Origin of the sequence: Anaerobutyricum hallii, assembly GCF_900209925.1 — a bacterium.
GTDB lineage: Bacteria > Bacillota > Clostridia > Lachnospirales > Lachnospiraceae > Anaerobutyricum > Anaerobutyricum soehngenii.
Genome location: NZ_LT907978.1, coordinates 1,352,402 through 1,370,582, shown reverse-complemented (window position 1 = coordinate 1,370,582; position 18,181 = coordinate 1,352,402). Strand labels below are relative to the sequence as shown.

Sequence of the window (18,181 nt, the reverse complement as noted above, 5' to 3'; positions counted from 1 at the left end):
ACGATTAGTCATTATTTTTTATTCATAATAACCAAAAAACAAGAGACCAGAATTTTCTGTTTTTTGTAATTCATCCTCGCAGAGCGTTTTTTATTTACAGGAACACAAGTTTCTGCAAAACAAAAATATAGCAGGGATTCCATATCACAAAGGAATCTCTGCTATATTTTTTAACAGGAAAATTCACAGGACTTCGCTGTTACACTTTTTATCTTGTGTCCACTGGAGTAACCACAGGCTCTTAGTCCCAATTGTACTACCTGATTCCAGCTCTTTCCTGAAAGTTCAATAATCGTATCATCGTCAAATTCAATCACACAGGCATTCTTTACTTCACATTCAGGACCACATGCAATCTTATACATATTTTTACGGCTTAATGCACCGATTTCTTCTAGAATATTAATCATGCGGTATACTGTAGCTGTTCCGATTCCGGAATCTTTCATGGATGCTTTATAATAAATTTCTTTACAACTAGAACAGTCCTCATTCAAAATCACATCTAAAAGCATCTTTCTCTGTCTGGTAATCCGACAGCCACTCTCTTTTAACTTTTGCAATATCATATCTTTCTGCATCTGTGTTCTGTGAATTCCCACATCGTTAATCGGAAGATTCTGATTGGATTTTTGCAGCATATCCACACTTCTTTCTTTATCTGTTCTTTAACTTTATCTGTTCTTTATCTAAATCTAATAGAAAATAATCTAAATGGTTATTCATTTTTGTTAGAAGGAGTGTTCACAGGGGCAGAGCAATGTCCTGCACAGTGTGAGCAGTTTCCTCCACATTGAAGTGACTTTCCACTTTTTTTATCCTTCACCATACTTCGAATAATCAGCGCAACGATCAAAACGAGTATCAGTCCTACAATTATTGTTCCCATCTGCCACACATCCTTTCTATAACGATTTTACTAAAATAATCTAACTAAGTATCAATATATATTGCTGCATCTATCCGAAACTGATTATACCCTATCATCCCGGATAGATACATCATTTTTAATCATCTTATTTCACTATCTTGCTTTTATAACGTTCTTAACATTTACATTTAATGTATTACTTTCTTTGTACGGTCTAAACAGAAGATAAAGGAATCCGATAATGAGTGCAAAGGCTATTACTGTACCAATTCCAAATGTACCTGCTGTAATTAATGTACCAATCTGGAAAATACAAAGACTTACAACGTAAGCAAGTAAGCACTGGTATCCAATCGCAAAGAGGAACCACTTTGTATTGTTCATTTCTCTCTTAATTGCACCCATCGCTGCAAAACAAGGAGCACAAAGTAAGTTAAACACTAAGAAAGAATATGCTGCTACTGCCGGAAGGCTGTTTGCAAGCTGTCCCCAGAATTCACTACCATCTTCTGCAACTTCTGCAAATCCGAAGAGAATACCGAATGTACCTACTACGTTCTCTTTTGCGATTAATCCAGTAACGGCTGCTACTGCCATCTTCCAGTCTCCCCATCCAAGAGGTGCAAAGATTGGAGCAATTACATTACCGATAGTTGCTAAAATACTGTCATTTAACTGTTCTGCCTCAAGCATTCCAAAGTTTCCGTCAACCCATCCAAAGTTCATAAGGAACCATAAGATGATTGTAGATAAAAGAATGATTGTTCCTGCTTTTTTGATGAAAGACCATGCTCTTTCCCACATACTTCTTAATACGTTAGAAACAGTTGGCATATGATAAGCTGGAAGTTCCATAACAAACGGTGCAGGCTCTCCTGCAAACATTTTTGTTTTCTTTAAAATAATACCAGAGCAAATGATTGCTGCAATACCAACAAAATATGCGCTTGGTGCAACCCACCATGCTCCATTAAAAAGTGCTCCCGCAATTAATGCGATAATTGGAAGTTTTGCTCCACAAGGAATGAATGTAGTTGTCATGATCGTCATTTTTCGATCGCGGTCATTCTCAATCGTTCTTGAAGCCATAACACCAGGAACACCACATCCTGTACCAATTAACATTGGGATGAAGGATTTACCAGAAAGACCAAATTTACGGAAAATTCTGTCCATGATGAATGCAACTCTGGCCATGTAACCACAAGACTCTAAGAATGCAAGGAATATAAATAATACGAGCATCTGAGGTACAAAACCAAGTACCGCACCAACACCGGCAACAATACCATCAAGGATTAATCCTGATAACCAATCTGCACACCCAACAGCATTTAAAGCACCTTCTATAATGCTAGGAACACTAGGGATGAAAAGAGACTTAATACCAAAGAGATGCCATCCGTCACCAAACACTCCATCATTTGCCCAAGTCGTTGCCCAGTCACCTACCGTAGATACCGATACATAATACACAACGAACATAACAACCGCAAAAATCGGAAGTGCAAGCCAACGGTTTGTTACAATACGGTCAATCTTATCAGATGTTGTAAGCTTCTTCGCTCCGTTCTTCTTGCAACTATCTGCTACTACAGAAGAAATATATACATATCTTTCATTTGTAATAATACTTTCTGTATCATCATCAAATGCATCCTCAAGAGCATTGATCTCATTAGACACATCTGGAACTGTACTAAGCTGTTCTACAATCTTATCATCTCTTTCAAGAAGCTTGATTGCAAAAAAACGCTTCTGTTCTTCCGGAACCTGAGAACCTAACATCTCTTTTACAACAGAAATAGCATCTTCTACCTTTTTATCAAAACTATGTACAACCTGTGCAGATTGTTTAGAACGTGCTAATGCAACTGCTTTCTCTGCTGCTTTTTTAATTCCGGTTCCTTTTAATGCGGAAATCTCAACAACTTCACATCCAAGATCCTTACCAAGCTTTGCAATATCAATCTTCTCCCCAGACTTTTCTAAAAGATCCATCATATTGATTGCCATGATTACCGGAATACCAAGCTCCATAATCTGTGTAGATAAGTACAGGTTACGCTCGATATTCGTACCATCTACGATATTGATGATCGCATCTGGTCTTTCTCCAATAAGGTAATTTCTTGCAACTACCTCCTCTAATGTATATGGAGAAAGGGAATAGATACCCGGTAAGTCCATAATGACAACATCTTTATGTCCCTTTAACTTTCCTTCCTTTTTCTCTACAGTAACACCTGGCCAGTTACCAACAAACTGGTTAGAACCTGTCAGGGCATTAAATAATGTCGTTTTACCGCAGTTTGGATTACCTGCTAATGCAATTTTTACTGACATTTTTTTCTCCTTTTCCTCAAATTCTAAGCTTACTAATGTTTTTAAGACAAAACTAAAGTTTATAGTTGCTTATTTTAAAATGTTTAAGCTAACATAATAATGTATTTACTAATACTCATTAGCATTTACTAACTTGCAGGGCAAAAAAAAGAGGAGCTATTCTACCTCGATCATTTCTGCATCTGCTCTTCTTAAAGATAATTCATATCCTCTTACCGTTACTTCTACAGGATCACCTAAAGGAGCAACTTTTCTTACATAAATTTCAACACCTTTTGTAATTCCCATATCCATGATACGACGCTTTACAGGACCGGCACCCGTAAGCTTCTTCACTGTTACTGTCTGACCAACAGCGACTTCTTTTAATGTTTTCATGTCTTTATTCTCCCTTTTTATTCATACTTATTCATCGGAACAAAAAACCTGCCTTAAACAAGAATTTTGTTAGCCATATCTCTTCCGATAGCAACTCTGGAATCTTTGACATTCACAATGAGACTGCCATTGATTTCCGATACTACAGTCACAAGACCGCCAACGACAAAACCGAGATTTTCAAGAAACTTTTTCGTTTCTGATTTACCTCCTACTTTTTTAATAACGTTAGGTTCTCCTGCTCTCACCATCGACAGTGGCATATAATCATCTCCTTTTCTAAAGCAAATTTCCCGACAGCACCGAAATACCCAGTGCGTCTGTATGAATTTCTTTTCTACGCAGGTTAGTATACCCTAATTATAATTAGAAGTCAATATATTTATTGAGAAATATTATCAACAATATTGATTTGTAGATTTGGTGCAGGCGAAAAAAGAAAACATATGTTTTCTTTTTCTGACTACTCTAAATCCATAGTTAGTGAGAATGGGGATTCTCCAGAAGTTTAAGGATTTTCGAGAAACTAAAGTCTAAAAGACTGACACATTTCTTCTGAAGTTTCCGTTTTTTGAGGCAAAATGAAGTGTTTGACGCAACGAAATAAAATCAAACTTATAAAAATTCTCTTTTCTTTAGAAACCTCAATGCAATTCAGTAGAAAGATACTCACTTCTGGGGAAACCCCTTATTTTCCCACACAAAATCCTGATACCATCTGGAGCCAAAGAACAGAAAAGCAGAAACTTTATATAAAATAAAATGTGATGTCGGAGCAAATAAAAATGCCGGTCAGGCATTTTCTATGCCGCGACTATCTTCACATTTTATTTTATATAAAGTTTCTGCTTTTCGTTTCTTTAGTTAATCAGAATTTTAATTTTTTTCTCATTGTGATCTTCTGTGTGAAGAGTTCCTTCCAGATTGCCGGATGGAATAATATAAGCAGTGGGAATAATTCCAAACGTCCTGCAAGCATATCAAATATAATAACAAGCTTGGAAAAATCACTAAAAAATCCAAAGTTACAATCTGGTCCAACCATAGAAAGTCCCGGTCCAATATTGTTAATTGTCGCCGCTACAGCTGTAAAGTTCGTTACAAGATCATGTCCTTCAAAGGATATGGCAAAAACGGAGACAACAAAAATAATCATAAATGTAATCAAATATACGTTAATAGAACGTACTACTTCGTGTTCGATCGGTTTACCATCCATCTTAATCTTTTTAACACTTTTTGGATGAATATAAGAGTTTAACTCTTTCGTCATTGTTTTTACCATAACAATAAAACGGGACACTTTCATACCACCGCCGGTACTTCCGGCGCAGGCTCCAACAAACATCAACAGTACTAATATCGTACGGCAGGTCTGTGACCAGGCATCAAAATTTATTGTAGCATATCCTGTTGTGGTAATAATGGATCCCACCTGAAATGCAGCATGGCGAAGAGCATCTGCAAATTGCATATTTCCCATAACAAGACTTCCCGTTATAATAGCTGTAGAGACAAAAATAATACCAAAATAAGCTTTTACCTCTTCCATTTGAAGTGCTTTTTTAAACTTTCTAAATAAAATCAGATAATATGCATTAAAGTTTACACCAAAAAGAATCATAAATATCGTGATGATCCACTGCTGCAATGCGGTATAACTGGCAATACTATCTCCTTTTATACCAAAGCCTCCGGTTCCGGCTGTTCCAAAAGATAACGTGATCGCATCGAAAACCGGCATTCTACTAATCAGCAGAAGGATAATCTCTACCACTGTCATACCTAAATAAATGACATAAAGAATCTGTGCTGTATACTTTATCTTTGGTACAAGCTTTCCTACAGAAGGTCCCGGACTCTCCGCACGCATTAAATTAATATGAGATCCTCCACTAAGTGGTATTACCGCTAACAAAAATACAAGAACTCCCATACCTCCAATCCAGTGTGTAAAACTCCGCCAAAACAGAGCACAATGTGACAATGCTTCAACATCCGATAATATACTGGAACCTGTCGTAGTAAAACCGGAAACTGTCTCAAATAATGCATCGACCAAAGAAGGAATTTCTCCAGAAATCCAAAAAGGTAATGCACCAAAAAAACTTAAGAAAATCCAGCTAAGTGCCGTTGCCACACAGCCTTCTTTTAAATAAAATACATGATTTTTCGGTCTTCTTATTGTCATTAATGTTCCTAATGTCATAGCGATTGCCGCAACAAGCAGATAGGCAAATCCTGTACGTTCCTGATAAAGCACAGCGACAATACAAGGAAGAAGCATCAATACTGCCTCCACCTTTAATACATAGCCTAATACAAAACGAATAATCGAACTGTTCATATCTTCCTCCGTACCTTACGCTAAAATATCTTTCAAATCATTAAATCCCGTATGTGTCGTTACAACCATTACCGTATCACCTACCTGTATGGAATCCTGACCATTTGGAAGAATAATCTTTCCGTTTCGATTAATAAAGCAAAGAAGCAAATCTTTCTTCAATGCCAGATCCTTTAAAGGAATATTGGTAATTTCAGATTCTTCATACACTCTAAATTCAATTGCCTCGACACGATGGTCAAACATATGATATAAAGTCTCAATATTACTGTCAAGGGAAGCACGTCTTGCACGAACGTAAGCAATAATTGCCTCCGATGTAATGTATCTTGGATAAATAACACTTCCAAGATCTAACTTAGCAATGACATCCTTAAAATTGATACGATTAATCTTTGTAATCACCTTTGCCTTAGAAACCTGTCTTGTGTGGAGAGTTAAAAGAATATTCTCCTCATCAATTCCTGTTAATGGAACAAAAGATTCAACATAGGAAAGCCCCTCTTCTTTTAATAATTCCTGGTCTGTTCCATCTCCATTAATAATGATTGCTTTCGGAAGAAGAACCGATAATTCCTCACAGCGTTCTTTATTGTTCTCTATAATTTTTACGTCAATTCCCACATCTAAAAGATTCTTAGCCAGATAATAGGCTGCCTTTCCTCCACCGATGATCATCGTATTCTTTACCTGTTTTGTCTCAAATCCAATGTGAGAAAGGAATTCTCTCGCAAGCTTTCTGGATGCAACAACTGAAATCACATCCCCTCTTTGTAAAATAAAATCACCACCAGGAATGTATACTTCGCCGTCTCTCTCTACTCCACATACAAGAATATTCGTATGTATCTTTGCACGAAGTTCTGCAATTTCAATACCATCTAATATATTGCCCTCTGGAATAGCAAACTTAATTAGTTCTGCCTGTCCATGTGCAAAGGAGTTTACCTCAAGAGCAGATGGAAGGAATAAAATTCTTGCTGCTTCCCTGGCTGCTTCAAGTTCTGGATTAATAATCATCGCGAGACCCAGTTTTTCACGAAGATATCCCGCTTCTTTACTGTAATCCGGTGTACGTACTCTGGCAATTGCCGCACAATCACCAACCTGCTTTGCAACAGTACAGCAAAGCAGATTCAATTCATCAGATTCTGTAACGGAAATGATCAGATCCGTTTCTTCGATTCCTGCATCCATCTGTACACTATAACTGGCACCATTGCCTACAATACCCATGATATCATACATATTCGCAATTTCCTGAACCTTTTTCGCATTCTTGTCAATAATGATAATATCATGTCCCTCTTTGCTAAGCTGCTCCACTAATGTTGTTCCAACCTTACCACAACCTACTATGATAATCTTCAATCCTTTTTTCACTGGCTTACTCTTTCCAGAGTTCATAAAACCAAACATATTTCTTCCTCCTGTGTTTTCAACATAGCCTTCTCATTATAGCAGATATTGGTGATTTGTAAATAGCATCATTTACAATATGACTATTCATCATCCAGATTCTGCTGTTTCAGCCAAATTTTCATCATCATACGCTGTGGGAGAAGCTTTGCAGCTATATGTGAGATTTTTGTAAAAAGACTGTAGATGGAAATATCTTTACATTTTTTCGCATCTTTTAAAGCTTTTTTTGCTACCTTATCCGGCGTGACCATACCTACATACTTCGTTGTTGCTTTCCTTGCTCCAATTTCCGCTCTCTTATATAAATCTGTTTTTATCCAGCCGGGACATACTGCTGTAACACAGATCCCTTTCTCTTTTAATTCCACATTTAACGCTCTTGAATAATTTCTTACAAAGGACTTTGTAGAGCTATATATGTTCTGATACGGAAGTGGCTGAAAGGATGCCTGAGACGCAATATTAATCATATGACTTCCTTTTTTCATATAAGGGATACAGACAAGTCCCATCGCCACAACAGCATCCATATTCACATGCATCATGTTCAAAGATTCTTCAACACTTAAATCCCCATAAGAACAAAACTTTGCAAAACCAGCATTATTAACAAGATAGGAAATCTCCAGATTCTTCCGCCCGGCTTCCTCATGCAGCTCCTCTCCAAAACATTTTATCTGGCGGACACTGGAGAGATCAATAGAATATATTTTAATCCTTTTACCAAACTTTTCTTTCAAACGACTAAGTTTCTTTTCATTTCGAGCTAAAGCCCATATTTCGTCAACATTTTTTTCTTTTAAGAGAAGACGGACAAATTCCCGTCCCAATCCACCTGTTGCCCCTGTAACTATTGCAATCTTTTTTCCCTTTATCATTCTAATCCCTCTCTTTTAATTATTCGTACAATTAGCCGCATCAATTGCAAGAACAAGCATTAACCCCATTAATTCGTCCTTTGGTTCAAGAAAATCAATTACATAAGTGTCTCCCCAATGCCATGGCTCCTTTGTAATATGTATAACCGCACTGCATGCCTCATATACATCATAATTCCAGGAAAGAAAATCTCCCTCTACATGCCAGCCATTATAATCTAGTTCATACTGTGGATGAAAAAAAGTAAACTTCTTCTTTATAATACCGCAGGAATGCCTGCCTATCATTACTTCAAACTCTGGCAAAAAAGTAAGAACTTTCTCCTTGATCAGTCCTACCTCTTTCCCATTCATATCATATACATGCAGACGATGCCCTAATGATAAAAATTCTGCCTGGACAAAGTACTTCTTGTTTTCATACTCATCATAAATATCAAAGGTATCTGACCAGGAAAATACTCTTTGCTTTATTAAAAATTTCATAAGCAATCACCTCTGTTTTTACTTAGCTTATTATACTATTATTTTATTATATCACGTTGTTTTTTTGTTGCCTACTCTTATATAAGCATCGTATATCTGATATAAAAAAGCCATCTTGCCGGATAACATTTTTGCTATCGGCAAAATGGCTTTTTTACTTCTTATTATTATCTATTTTGGCATATGTAATTGAATAATAAGCTTAAATTATAAATGAAATGCTTCTTTTCCAGGATAAACAGCGGCGCTGCCTAACTGTTCTTCGATTCTTAATAACTGGTTGTATTTTGCGACACGTTCACTACGGCTTGGCGCACCTGTTTTAATCTGGCAGGTGTTTAAAGCTACCGCTAAGTCTGCGATTGTGGTGTCTTCTGTCTCGCCGGAACGATGAGAAGTTACTGCAGTATATCCTGCATTGTGAGCCATCTTGATTGCTTCAAGTGTCTCAGATACAGAACCAATCTGATTTAATTTAATGAGAATAGAGTTACCACATCCAAGCTTAATTCCTTTAGAAAGTCTTTCTGTATTTGTAACAAATAAATCGTCACCAACTAACTGCACTTTACCTCCAAGTTCTTTTGTAAGCTGCTGCCATCCTTCCCAGTCTTCTTCATCTAATCCATCTTCAATAGAATAAATTGGGTATTTCTCGCAAAGATGTTTCCAATGTTCAATTAATTCTTTTGACGTGAACTTTCTTCCGCTCTTTGGAAGGAGATATTCTCCCTTTGTACCACTTTTCCATTCACTAGAAGCGGCATCCATTGCTAATACAAAGTCATCTCCTGGCTTATAGCCAGCTCTCTTTACTGCTTCGAGTATGCACTCTATTGCTTCTTCATCGCTTCCAAGATCCGGTGCAAATCCACCTTCATCACCAACAGAAGTCGCCAATCCTCTTTCTTTTAAAAGTGCTGCTAATGCGTGGAACACTTCTGTACACCAGCGGAGTCCTTCTTTGAAGCTTGGTGCTCCGGCTGGCATAATCATGAATTCCTGTACATCTACAGTGTTTGCAGCATGTGCACCTCCATTTAAAATATTCATCATTGGCACCGGAAGTCTGTTTCCATTCACTCCACCAAGCAAACGATATAATGGAATCTGTAATGCAGTTGCTGCTGCACGAACTGCTGCAATAGAAACTGCTAAAATAGCATTTGCTCCAAGATTGGATTTATCTTTTGTACCATCTGCTGCAAGCATTGCACCGTCTACTGCATAAATATCGGATGCATCAATTCCCTTTAATGCCTTATTGATTGTTGTATTAATATTTTCTACAGCTTTAGAAACACCTTTGCCTCCAAATCTGTCTTTATTTCCATCTCTAAGCTCTAATGCCTCAAATTCTCCTGTAGAAGCTCCGCTTGGGGCTGCACCACGACCAACTGTTCCGCCTGCTAAATATACTTCTGCCTCAACTGTCGGATTTCCTCTAGAATCAATAATCTCTCTACCTACTACTTTTTCAATTTCTAAATGTAACATTTTTAACGTCAATCCTTTCCCATGGACCTCTTTCGTCCCGGCTCAATGGGACGAATAGAGTATCACATGAATTATCTCACATTTTAGTTAGGGATTACTAACTTCTATAAGAATATCATAACTCATTGGAAGAAGTCAACATTTTTACATGAGAATAATTCTCACAGAACATTTATATCACTTCGTGATTTAACCATTTCCGGCTTCGGAATCGTATGGTAAAGATTATATTTCGAACAGTCCAGTCTACAAACATTCCAATCCACACTGCCATCGGTCCCATATGAAATGCTCTTGCAAGAAAAATAACAAGACTTACTCTGCAAAACCACATAGAAAGTACAGAGACTGCCATAGAGAATTTTACATCTCCTGCCGCACGAAGGCCATAGGCCGGAATAAATGCCATAATCCACACAATCGGTTTTACAATACTGATCCATGTTACCATGTAAATACACAGCTTTGCGCTTTCTGGTTCCATTCCTCCAAAATACGTGATTGAACGTACCAAAAGATAGAAAACAAGACAGGATATCACTAAAGTTATCTCCGCAATAATACAAAGCTTCTTTATATAATAGACTGCTTCCTCTTTTTTTCCTGCTCCTAAAGTTTCACCTACAACGGTCATCAGACCGATTCCGATGCCAATCGCAAGGATTCCATTTAAATTTTCAATTACATTTGTCATTCCCTGGGCTGCGATTGCTGCTGTCCCCATCATAGAAACTGTAGATTGGATTGCCAGTTTTCCAAACTGAAACATACTGTTTTCGATACCGGAAGGAATTCCGATATTTAAAATCTTTTTAATCTCTCTCCAATTTGGCCGAATAGAAAAGTAATCTCTGAATGGTATTTCAAGAGAAGGGTTTCTAAGCTTCCATAATACAATACTCATGCTGAAGAAACGGGAGCCTGCTGTCGCAATTGCTGAACCCGCAACGCCCCAGTGAAATACCCAGACAAATATGACATCCAAAAATGCATTTAAAAAATTAGATGCTATAGAAATCTGCATGGGGAACCTGCTGTTATTCTGTGCTCTTAAAATACAGGAGCCATCATTATACAATGCGATAAACGGATAAGACAGCACCGAATAAAAGAAATACTGCTTTGCTCCCGCCATAACATCTTTTTCTACTTTTCCAAAAATCAAATGCAAAAGCTGCTGATTAAATACAAGACAAACTCCGGCAATGATCACCGATAATAATAACGTAATAAATACAAGCTGCCTTGCTGCTTCTTTTGCACTTTTTTCATTTTTACATCCAAGATAATGAGAACACACTACGGTTCCACCAGAAGCAAGTGCAAAGAATGCCTGCACAATTAAAATATTAATTGCATCAACCAATGATACCGCAGAAATCGCTGCAGAACCAAGATTACTAACAACTAATGTATCAATCGTTCCCATAAAAGAATTCAAAAGCTGATCTAATGCCAGTGGAATTAATAATGCTGCTAACTTTCGGTTACTATATAATCTTTCCGGTATTTGTTTTTTCTGTTTTATTAATTCTGTCATTTATATACTGTTCCTTCATTATTTAAAATTTTTTACGTAATTTTTTATTATACTGCGATACAAAAAGGGATGCAAGATTCCCTGCACCCCTTTTTTGTTCTTTTTTTTATTCAAAAGGATAAATCATTCCCCACTGCTTTCTAATATCTGTTAACACACTCATTACGTCGCGGCTGTAAGTGAGATATTCTTCACTTCCACCGTTTAAAACATAATTCTGCATATCTTCTACTTCATAATCCAATGCGTATGCAGTTTCTCCTGCTTCGATGGTTTCTGTATGTCCATCTGGATTTCGAAGAATGATTCCTGAAGTCTCATCTACTCCTGTTTCAAAATAATTAGCAGTTGTAAGAATTGTATCCGGTTTGCTCTTCATAAAAAATCTTACAAAGCTTGTCGCATACACACCGATATCAAGTAAAGCTCCTCCTGCTAATTCTTTAGAAAAGAAACGATTTGTCACATCATATTCCTTACAACTTCCAAAGTTTACCTGAATCATCTTGACCGGTCCTAGCTTACCACTGTCCACAATCTCTTTCAGCTTCTTAAATATCGGCATATGATATAAAGTCATGCCGTCACAGATAACAAGCTTCTTCTCTGCCGCAAGCTTTACTGCCTCCTCAAGCTGTGTATCATTCACTGTAATTGCCTTCTCACAAAAAACGTGCTTTCCACTTTGTAATGCCTTCATTAAAAATTCATAATGAGAATTATGTGGTGTCGCAATATAGACGATATCAATATTTTCATCGGCAAGCATCTCATCCACACTGCCGTAAACATGCTTTACACCAAATTCTTTAGCATATTTTTCTGCACTTTCTATACTTCTTGCACAGCAGGCATAGATTTCACCATTCACACGCTGTAATGCCTCACCCATTTCATGAGCGATCCAGCCTGTTCCAAGCATTCCCCAGTTTAACTTTTTCATTATATAATCGACTTCCTTTCTATATAAAACACTTTTTCAAACGCTCTCTAATACTTAATATCTTATTATTTTTCGATGACTTTTACTTCATCCTCACATACACAAAGAACAAATGCAGCTACATCAGAAAAATCAGTATCCATTATGTAATTTCCATTATCACTGATAACAAAGCCTGCCTTTGCACCGCTCTTTCGCATTACTGCCTTTCCACCAAGTTTTTCTACCTATGCCTGTACACAAAGAACAATAACCAAATTTAAAAATATAGTACAAACAAAAGATAAAAACTCGAACTTATGGCAGATATAATATCGGAGCAGGTAAAAATATCAAACATACCTTTCCATGTTGCGACTCTCTTTACATCTGTTATAAGTTCGAGTTTTTATTTTCATCCGTTTTTCAGATAAATCAAATTATTATTTCATTTCTTTTGCAAGTGCTGCGATCTGTGCTTCACTTTCTTCATTTACTGCAGAACGAACCGTTACTGTTGTGTCTGCAAAAGTAATATTCTTACTCTTTTCAAAAGCTGCTTTCATAATCTTAGCTGCCATTGGCGCCCAGCTTCCGTTTTCTACAAAACCTATTTTACGATTCTGATAGCTTCTCTCTGTTAAATGATTAATAAATTCCTTCATAAATGGGAAGATGTCTCCATTATATGTTGTTGTTGCAAGAATTAACTTTCCGTAGCGGAAGGCATCTTCTACTGCTTCGGCCATATCATCTCTTGCAAGATCAGTAACAACAACTTTTGGGCAGCCTTCTTCTGTTAATTTCTCTGCTAAGAGTTCTACTGCTTTCTTTGTATTACCGTAAACAGAAGTATATGCGATGACTGTTCCTTCTGTTTCTACCTGATAAGAAGACCAGATAGTGTAAAGATTCAGGTAATGTCCTAAATTCTCTGTTAAAACAGGACCATGTAACGGACAGATTGCCTTGATCTCAAGAGATCCAACTTTAGCAAATAACTTCTGTACCATTGGTCCATACTTTCCAACAATACCAATATAATAACGACGTGCTTCACAGTCCCATTCTTCTTCTACGTCTAATGCTCCAAACTTACCGAAGGCATCTGCAGAGAAGAAAATCTTATCTGTTGTATCATAAGTCATCATAACTTCAGGCCAATGTACCATTGGAGCCATTACAAAAGTAAGGTTATGTTTACCTGTACTTAATGTCTCTCCTTCTTTTACGACAATCTGGCGGTCAGCAAAGTCTGTACCAAAAAACTGTTTCATCATAGGGAATGTCTTTGCATTTCCAACAATTTTTGCTTCTGGATATTTTTCTGCAAAATTTGCAATATTGGCTGCATGGTCTGGTTCCATATGCTGTACGATCAGATAATCCGGTGTTCTTCCGGAAAAAGCCTCTTCAAGATTTGCAAGCCATTCATCCTTAAAATGAGCATCTACTGTATCAAATACAGCTACTTTTTCATCAAGAACAACACAGGAATTATAAGACATACCATTTGGTACATCGTACTGTCCTTCAAATAAATCTACTTCATGGTCATTCACACCAACATAAATGATATCTTCTGTAACTTTAAACATATAATCACCTCATATTTTTTGATTATTTTCAAGTCGAGCTGCCGCCTGAAAGAGGTGGGAGTCTTCTCGACTGAGATAAACCTGTTTCCTTTGCAACTGCCACATTTTACCCTTGCGGCACAGTTCCTATTATATAAAATTTAGTTCAAGTATACAAGATAGTAAACTACGATTCTTTCTCAAATTACCTCTATATTACTCATTTTCTTGTATTTTATAAAAAACAATACATGTTTTTGCGCAAACAGCCTTTTCTATTTTTCTTTCTTTTTCTCTAATTCGCAAACTGGCTATTGTAAAGATTTGCATAAAAACCATTTTTCTTTAACAGATTCTCATGATTTCCCTGCTCAATAATATGTCCATCCTGCATAACGAGAATCACGTCGGCATTCTGAATGGTAGAGAGACGATGGGCTACAATAAAGCTGGTACGTCCTTCCATCATTTTTGCAAAAGCATTTTGAATCTTTTGTTCTGTACGGGTATCAATCGAAGAAGTTGCCTCATCAAGAATCAACATAGCTGGCAGATCAAGCATGACTCTTGTAATACAAAGAAGCTGTTTTTGTCCCTGACTCATTCCGGCTCCATCTTCCGTAATATACGTATCAAGACCCTTTGGCATCTTTTTAATGAAACTATAGGAATGTGCTTCTTTTGCAGCAGTAATAATCTGCTCATCCGTAAAGCCTTCTCTTCCCATTGTGATATTGTCACGAATTGTTCCACTTCGAAGCCAGGTATCCTGTAAAACCATTCCATAGGAAGTTCGAAGACTTTCTCTTGTGATATCACGAATATCTGTTCCTTCTACCATGATCTTTCCCTGATTCACATCATAAAAACGCATTAGAAGATTGATAATTGTTGTTTTTCCGCAGCCGGTAGGTCCAACGATTGCAATGCGCTGTCCTTCTTTTACCTTGAGATTAAAATCTTCTATCAGTTGTTTTTCTTTTGTATAAGAAAATGCGACATGAGAAAGTGTAACATTACCTTCTGGATTCCTTAAGATCATCGCATCTTTTTTATCATCACTCTCCGGTTTTTCCTCAATAAGTTCAAAAATACGTGCAGCACAGGCTAAAGCATTCTGTAGTTCTGTCACTACGCCGGATATTTCATTAAATGGTTTCGTATACTGATTTGCATAACTTAATAAACAGGTAAGCTGTCCTACACTCAGTCCTCCGCTAATTGCTGTAAGTGCACCGCTTAATGCAACACTTGCGTATACAATACTATTTACAAAACGAGTGGAAGGATTTGTAATAGAAGAAAAGAAGATTGCTTTTAAAGAATATCCCTGTAATTTTTCATTTACTTTAGAAAAACGTTCTGCTGCTCTTTTTTCGTAACCAAAAGCTTTTACAACTTTTTCTCCCTCGATCATTTCTTCGATTAATGCTGTCTGTTCTCCTCTTGTCTCAGACTGCAATTTAAACATGGAGTAAGTATGTGTAGCAATAAAACGAGCGACTAGTAATGAAATCGGTGTAAGACAGACAACTAACAGAGCGATTCCCAAATGGATAGAAAAGATAAATCCAAGCGTTCCTAAAATTGTAACTACTCCAGTAAAAAACTGCGTAAATCCCATGAGAAGTCCGTCTGCAAACTGATCGACATCTGCAATAACACGGCTTACTACATCTCCGTAAGAATGTCCATCTATATATTTTAATGGAAGCTTCTCAATCTTTTTCATTGCTTCGTTTCGAATGTCTCTTGTCACATGAAAAGTAATATGATTATTGCAGACATTCATAATCCACTGTGCAGCTCCGGTAAAAACAATTACAACCGCGCCTTTTTCAAGTATGCCTGCGATCGCCATAAAATCTACCTGTCCCTTTTTAATGATATAGTCAATCGCATCTCCAACAAGAATCGGAACATACAAGGTTCCTGCAACAGTGACTGCTGCCATCACAACAGACACAATAAGGAGAAAACGATAATTCTTTAAATAATACCACACTTTTTTCATCGTGCTTTTTCTTTTGCCAGCTGCTTTCTGCTCTGCCATCTACGCTTCCTCCTTCTTAAACTGTGTTTCATAAATCTCGCGGTAAATATCACAGGAAGCAATCAGCTCTTCATGTGTTCCCTTTCCTGCAATCTTTCCATCATCAAGTACAAGAATACTATCGGCATCCTGAATAGAAGACGTTCTTTGCGAAACAATAAACACCGTTGGTTTACGCTTCATATTTTGAATTGCTTTTCGAAGTTTTGCATCTGTTGCATAGTCAAGTGCTGAGGCACTGTCATCCATAATAAGGATATCGGACTGTGGTACTAATGCTCTTGCCAACGTAAGACGTTGTCTTTGTCCACCGGAAAGATTCTTTCCTCCCTGTTCTACAACAGCATCCAATCTGCCTTCTTTTGTATCCACAAACTCTTTTGCCTGAGAAATAACAAGTGCTTCCTCTATCTGTTCTTCCGTAGCATCAGGACAGCCAAACATCAGATTATCTCGTATTGTTCCTGCAAAGAGCTGCGCTTTCTGCGGAACAACAGAAATCATTTTTCGAAGTGACTCATACGTGTATTCCCGTACATTTTCTCCTGCGATATCTATTTCTCCTTCTGTAGCATCATAAAATCTTGGAATCAAGTTTACAAGCGTTGACTTTCCGGAACCTGTACCACCAATAATTCCAATTGTCTGCCCCGCCATTGCTTTAAAAGAAATATTCTCTATTGCATGATCTCCGCCTCCGGCATAAGTAAACGATACATTTTTAAATTCTACTGCCGGAACATCATTTCTAATATTGGTAGATTTTTCATTTCCTTCCTTCATGGATGGTTCGATAGAAAAAACATCCTGAATACGATTAAAACAAGCCATTGCCCTTGTAACGGATATAATTAAATTTGCTAATTTGATCAGTTCCACAAGAATCTGTGACATATAGTTATAAAGAGCTACTACCTGACCCTGTGATAATGTTCCAAGGCTGACACGAACTGCTCCCGTATGAATAAGGACAAGAATTGCAAAGTTTATGATCACAAATGTAAGTGGATTCGTTAATCCGGATATTTTACCTGCTAGTTTTTGTAATAAAGTCAACTGTTCATTCTGACTGAAAAACTTCTCATATTCTGCCTGTTCCTGATGAAATGCCCGGATTACTCTTACTCCTGTAAGGTTTTCTCTCGTTGTTCCAAGAATCGTATCTAATCCTGCCTGTACTTTCTTATAAAGTGGCTTTGTAATAAACATAACGCCAAAAACCACAATAGATAACAGGATAATTGCAACAACAAAAATCATCGCTGCCTTTACATCAATTGTAAAGGCCATGATCATTGCTCCAAATACGATAAACGGAGAACGCAGAAAAAGCCGGAGTACAAGATTGATACCATTTTGCACTTGGTTAATATCACTTGTCATACGGGTAATCAGTGTAGAAGTACCTATCGTGTCCATTTCTTCATATCCAAGTGTCTGAATATGCGTAAAAAGCTCATATCGAATTCCGGTCGCGGCCCCTACTGCCGACTTAGCTGCAAAATACTGTGCCGTAATTGAACAGGTAAGACCAACTGCCGCCAGCAGAAGAAGTAACAGACACATTTTTATAATATGGCTCTGATTCTTTAAAATAATACCATCATCAATGATTGAAGCAACAACTAAAGGTACAAATAATTCAAAAAAGGCTTCTAGCATTTTAAATAAAGGAGCCAGAACACTTTCCTTTTTATAGTCTTTCATAAAGTATAATAATTTCTTCATAAAAATTCTTCTTTCCGTCCTTTCTGTTAAATTCAAGAATGCCCCGTTACAGTTTAACATCTTCTTTCGTCTTTTTAAAGAGATAGATAAATTTTTTCATCAGCTTTATTTGAAAAATTGCTTTCAATATGTTATG

Annotated in this window: 15 protein-coding genes and 1 pseudogene; all 16 read right to left on the bottom strand. The window is 37.1% G+C overall.

What is annotated here, in order from left to right; all coding sequences use genetic code 11:
* Nucleotides 1–170 precede the first annotated feature (170 nt).
* Nucleotides 171–641, bottom strand: coding sequence for a transcriptional repressor (locus EHLA_RS06325; RefSeq protein ID WP_021907019.1), 471 nt, complete (start codon nucleotides 639–641; stop codon nucleotides 171–173).
* A 77-nt stretch (nucleotides 642–718) separates the two neighbouring features.
* Nucleotides 719–889, bottom strand: coding sequence for a FeoB-associated Cys-rich membrane protein (locus tag EHLA_RS06320; protein WP_021907018.1), 171 nt, complete (start codon nucleotides 887–889; stop codon nucleotides 719–721).
* A gap of 135 nt (nucleotides 890–1,024) precedes the next feature.
* Nucleotides 1,025–3,217, bottom strand: coding sequence for a ferrous iron transport protein B (gene feoB, locus EHLA_RS06315; RefSeq protein ID WP_096239830.1), 2,193 nt, complete (start codon nucleotides 3,215–3,217; stop codon nucleotides 1,025–1,027).
* A gap of 156 nt (nucleotides 3,218–3,373) precedes the next feature.
* Nucleotides 3,374–3,595, bottom strand: coding sequence for a FeoA family protein (locus EHLA_RS06310; RefSeq protein ID WP_096239829.1), 222 nt, complete (start codon nucleotides 3,593–3,595; stop codon nucleotides 3,374–3,376).
* 53 nt (nucleotides 3,596–3,648) lie between these two features.
* Nucleotides 3,649–3,858, bottom strand: a complete 210-nt coding sequence (locus tag EHLA_RS06305; RefSeq protein WP_096239828.1) for a FeoA family protein — start codon at nucleotides 3,856–3,858, stop codon at nucleotides 3,649–3,651.
* 605 nt (nucleotides 3,859–4,463) lie between these two features.
* A complete protein-coding gene (locus EHLA_RS06300) occupies nucleotides 4,464–5,942 on the bottom strand; it encodes a TrkH family potassium uptake protein (RefSeq protein WP_096239826.1) in 1,479 nt (492 codons plus the stop codon).
* Nucleotides 5,943–5,957: 15 nt separating this feature from the next.
* Nucleotides 5,958–7,361, bottom strand: coding sequence for a Trk system potassium transporter TrkA (trkA, locus tag EHLA_RS06295; RefSeq protein ID WP_096239824.1), 1,404 nt, complete (start codon nucleotides 7,359–7,361; stop codon nucleotides 5,958–5,960).
* Nucleotides 7,362–7,444: 83 nt separating this feature from the next.
* Nucleotides 7,445–8,242 carry an SDR family NAD(P)-dependent oxidoreductase gene (locus tag EHLA_RS06290; RefSeq protein ID WP_154581214.1) on the bottom strand — a complete coding sequence of 266 codons (798 nt, stop codon included), beginning with the start codon at nucleotides 8,240–8,242 and terminating at the stop codon, nucleotides 7,445–7,447.
* A gap of 15 nt (nucleotides 8,243–8,257) precedes the next feature.
* Nucleotides 8,258–8,728, bottom strand: a complete 471-nt coding sequence (locus EHLA_RS06285; protein ID WP_096239820.1) for an LURP-one-related/scramblase family protein — start codon at nucleotides 8,726–8,728, stop codon at nucleotides 8,258–8,260.
* 207 nt (nucleotides 8,729–8,935) lie between these two features.
* A complete protein-coding gene (eno, locus tag EHLA_RS06280; protein WP_096239818.1) occupies nucleotides 8,936–10,225 on the bottom strand; it encodes a phosphopyruvate hydratase in 1,290 nt (429 codons plus the stop codon).
* A 172-nt stretch (nucleotides 10,226–10,397) separates the two neighbouring features.
* Nucleotides 10,398–11,765, bottom strand: coding sequence for an MATE family efflux transporter (locus tag EHLA_RS06275; protein ID WP_096239816.1), 1,368 nt, complete (start codon nucleotides 11,763–11,765; stop codon nucleotides 10,398–10,400).
* A 106-nt stretch (nucleotides 11,766–11,871) separates the two neighbouring features.
* Nucleotides 11,872–12,708 (bottom strand): Gfo/Idh/MocA family protein, encoded by an 837-nt coding sequence (locus tag EHLA_RS06270; RefSeq protein WP_096239814.1) that lies wholly within the window; start codon nucleotides 12,706–12,708, stop codon nucleotides 11,872–11,874.
* A 65-nt stretch (nucleotides 12,709–12,773) separates the two neighbouring features.
* Nucleotides 12,774–12,920: pseudogene (locus tag EHLA_RS16070) on the bottom strand (ribose-5-phosphate isomerase); the annotation flags it as partial.
* 210 nt (nucleotides 12,921–13,130) lie between these two features.
* The gene (locus EHLA_RS06265; protein ID WP_096239812.1) at nucleotides 13,131–14,285 is read right to left on the bottom strand and encodes an FprA family A-type flavoprotein; all 1,155 of its coding nucleotides are present in this window, start codon (nucleotides 14,283–14,285) and stop codon (nucleotides 13,131–13,133) included.
* Between the two features lie 274 nt (nucleotides 14,286–14,559).
* On the bottom strand, nucleotides 14,560–16,317 hold the full coding sequence (locus EHLA_RS06260; protein WP_096239810.1) for an ABC transporter ATP-binding protein: 1,758 nt from the start codon (nucleotides 16,315–16,317) through the stop codon (nucleotides 14,560–14,562).
* A complete protein-coding gene (locus tag EHLA_RS06255; RefSeq protein ID WP_096241571.1) occupies nucleotides 16,318–18,045 on the bottom strand; it encodes an ABC transporter ATP-binding protein in 1,728 nt (575 codons plus the stop codon).
* Nucleotides 18,046–18,181: the final 136 nt, after the last annotated feature.

Coding starts and splice junctions, on each gene's coding strand:
- EHLA_RS06325 (WP_021907019.1), bottom strand. CDS start 641: ATGCTGCAAAAATCCAATCAGAATCTTCCGATTAACGATGTGGGAATT.
- EHLA_RS06320 (WP_021907018.1), bottom strand. CDS start 889: ATGGGAACAATAATTGTAGGACTGATACTCGTTTTGATCGTTGCGCTG.
- feoB (WP_096239830.1), bottom strand. CDS start 3,217: ATGTCAGTAAAAATTGCATTAGCAGGTAATCCAAACTGCGGTAAAACG.
- EHLA_RS06310 (WP_096239829.1), bottom strand. CDS start 3,595: ATGAAAACATTAAAAGAAGTCGCTGTTGGTCAGACAGTAACAGTGAAG.
- EHLA_RS06305 (WP_096239828.1), bottom strand. CDS start 3,858: ATGCCACTGTCGATGGTGAGAGCAGGAGAACCTAACGTTATTAAAAAA.
- EHLA_RS06300 (WP_096239826.1), bottom strand. CDS start 5,942: ATGAACAGTTCGATTATTCGTTTTGTATTAGGCTATGTATTAAAGGTG.
- trkA (WP_096239824.1), bottom strand. CDS start 7,361: ATGTTTGGTTTTATGAACTCTGGAAAGAGTAAGCCAGTGAAAAAAGGA.
- EHLA_RS06290 (WP_154581214.1), bottom strand. CDS start 8,242: ATGATAAAGGGAAAAAAGATTGCAATAGTTACAGGGGCAACAGGTGGA.
- EHLA_RS06285 (WP_096239820.1), bottom strand. CDS start 8,728: ATGAAATTTTTAATAAAGCAAAGAGTATTTTCCTGGTCAGATACCTTT.
- eno (WP_096239818.1), bottom strand. CDS start 10,225: ATGTTACATTTAGAAATTGAAAAAGTAGTAGGTAGAGAGATTATTGAT.
- EHLA_RS06275 (WP_096239816.1), bottom strand. CDS start 11,765: ATGACAGAATTAATAAAACAGAAAAAACAAATACCGGAAAGATTATAT.
- EHLA_RS06270 (WP_096239814.1), bottom strand. CDS start 12,708: ATGAAAAAGTTAAACTGGGGAATGCTTGGAACAGGCTGGATCGCTCAT.
- EHLA_RS06265 (WP_096239812.1), bottom strand. CDS start 14,285: ATGTTTAAAGTTACAGAAGATATCATTTATGTTGGTGTGAATGACCAT.
- EHLA_RS06260 (WP_096239810.1), bottom strand. CDS start 16,317: ATGGCAGAGCAGAAAGCAGCTGGCAAAAGAAAAAGCACGATGAAAAAA.
- EHLA_RS06255 (WP_096241571.1), bottom strand. CDS start 18,045: ATGAAGAAATTATTATACTTTATGAAAGACTATAAAAAGGAAAGTGTT.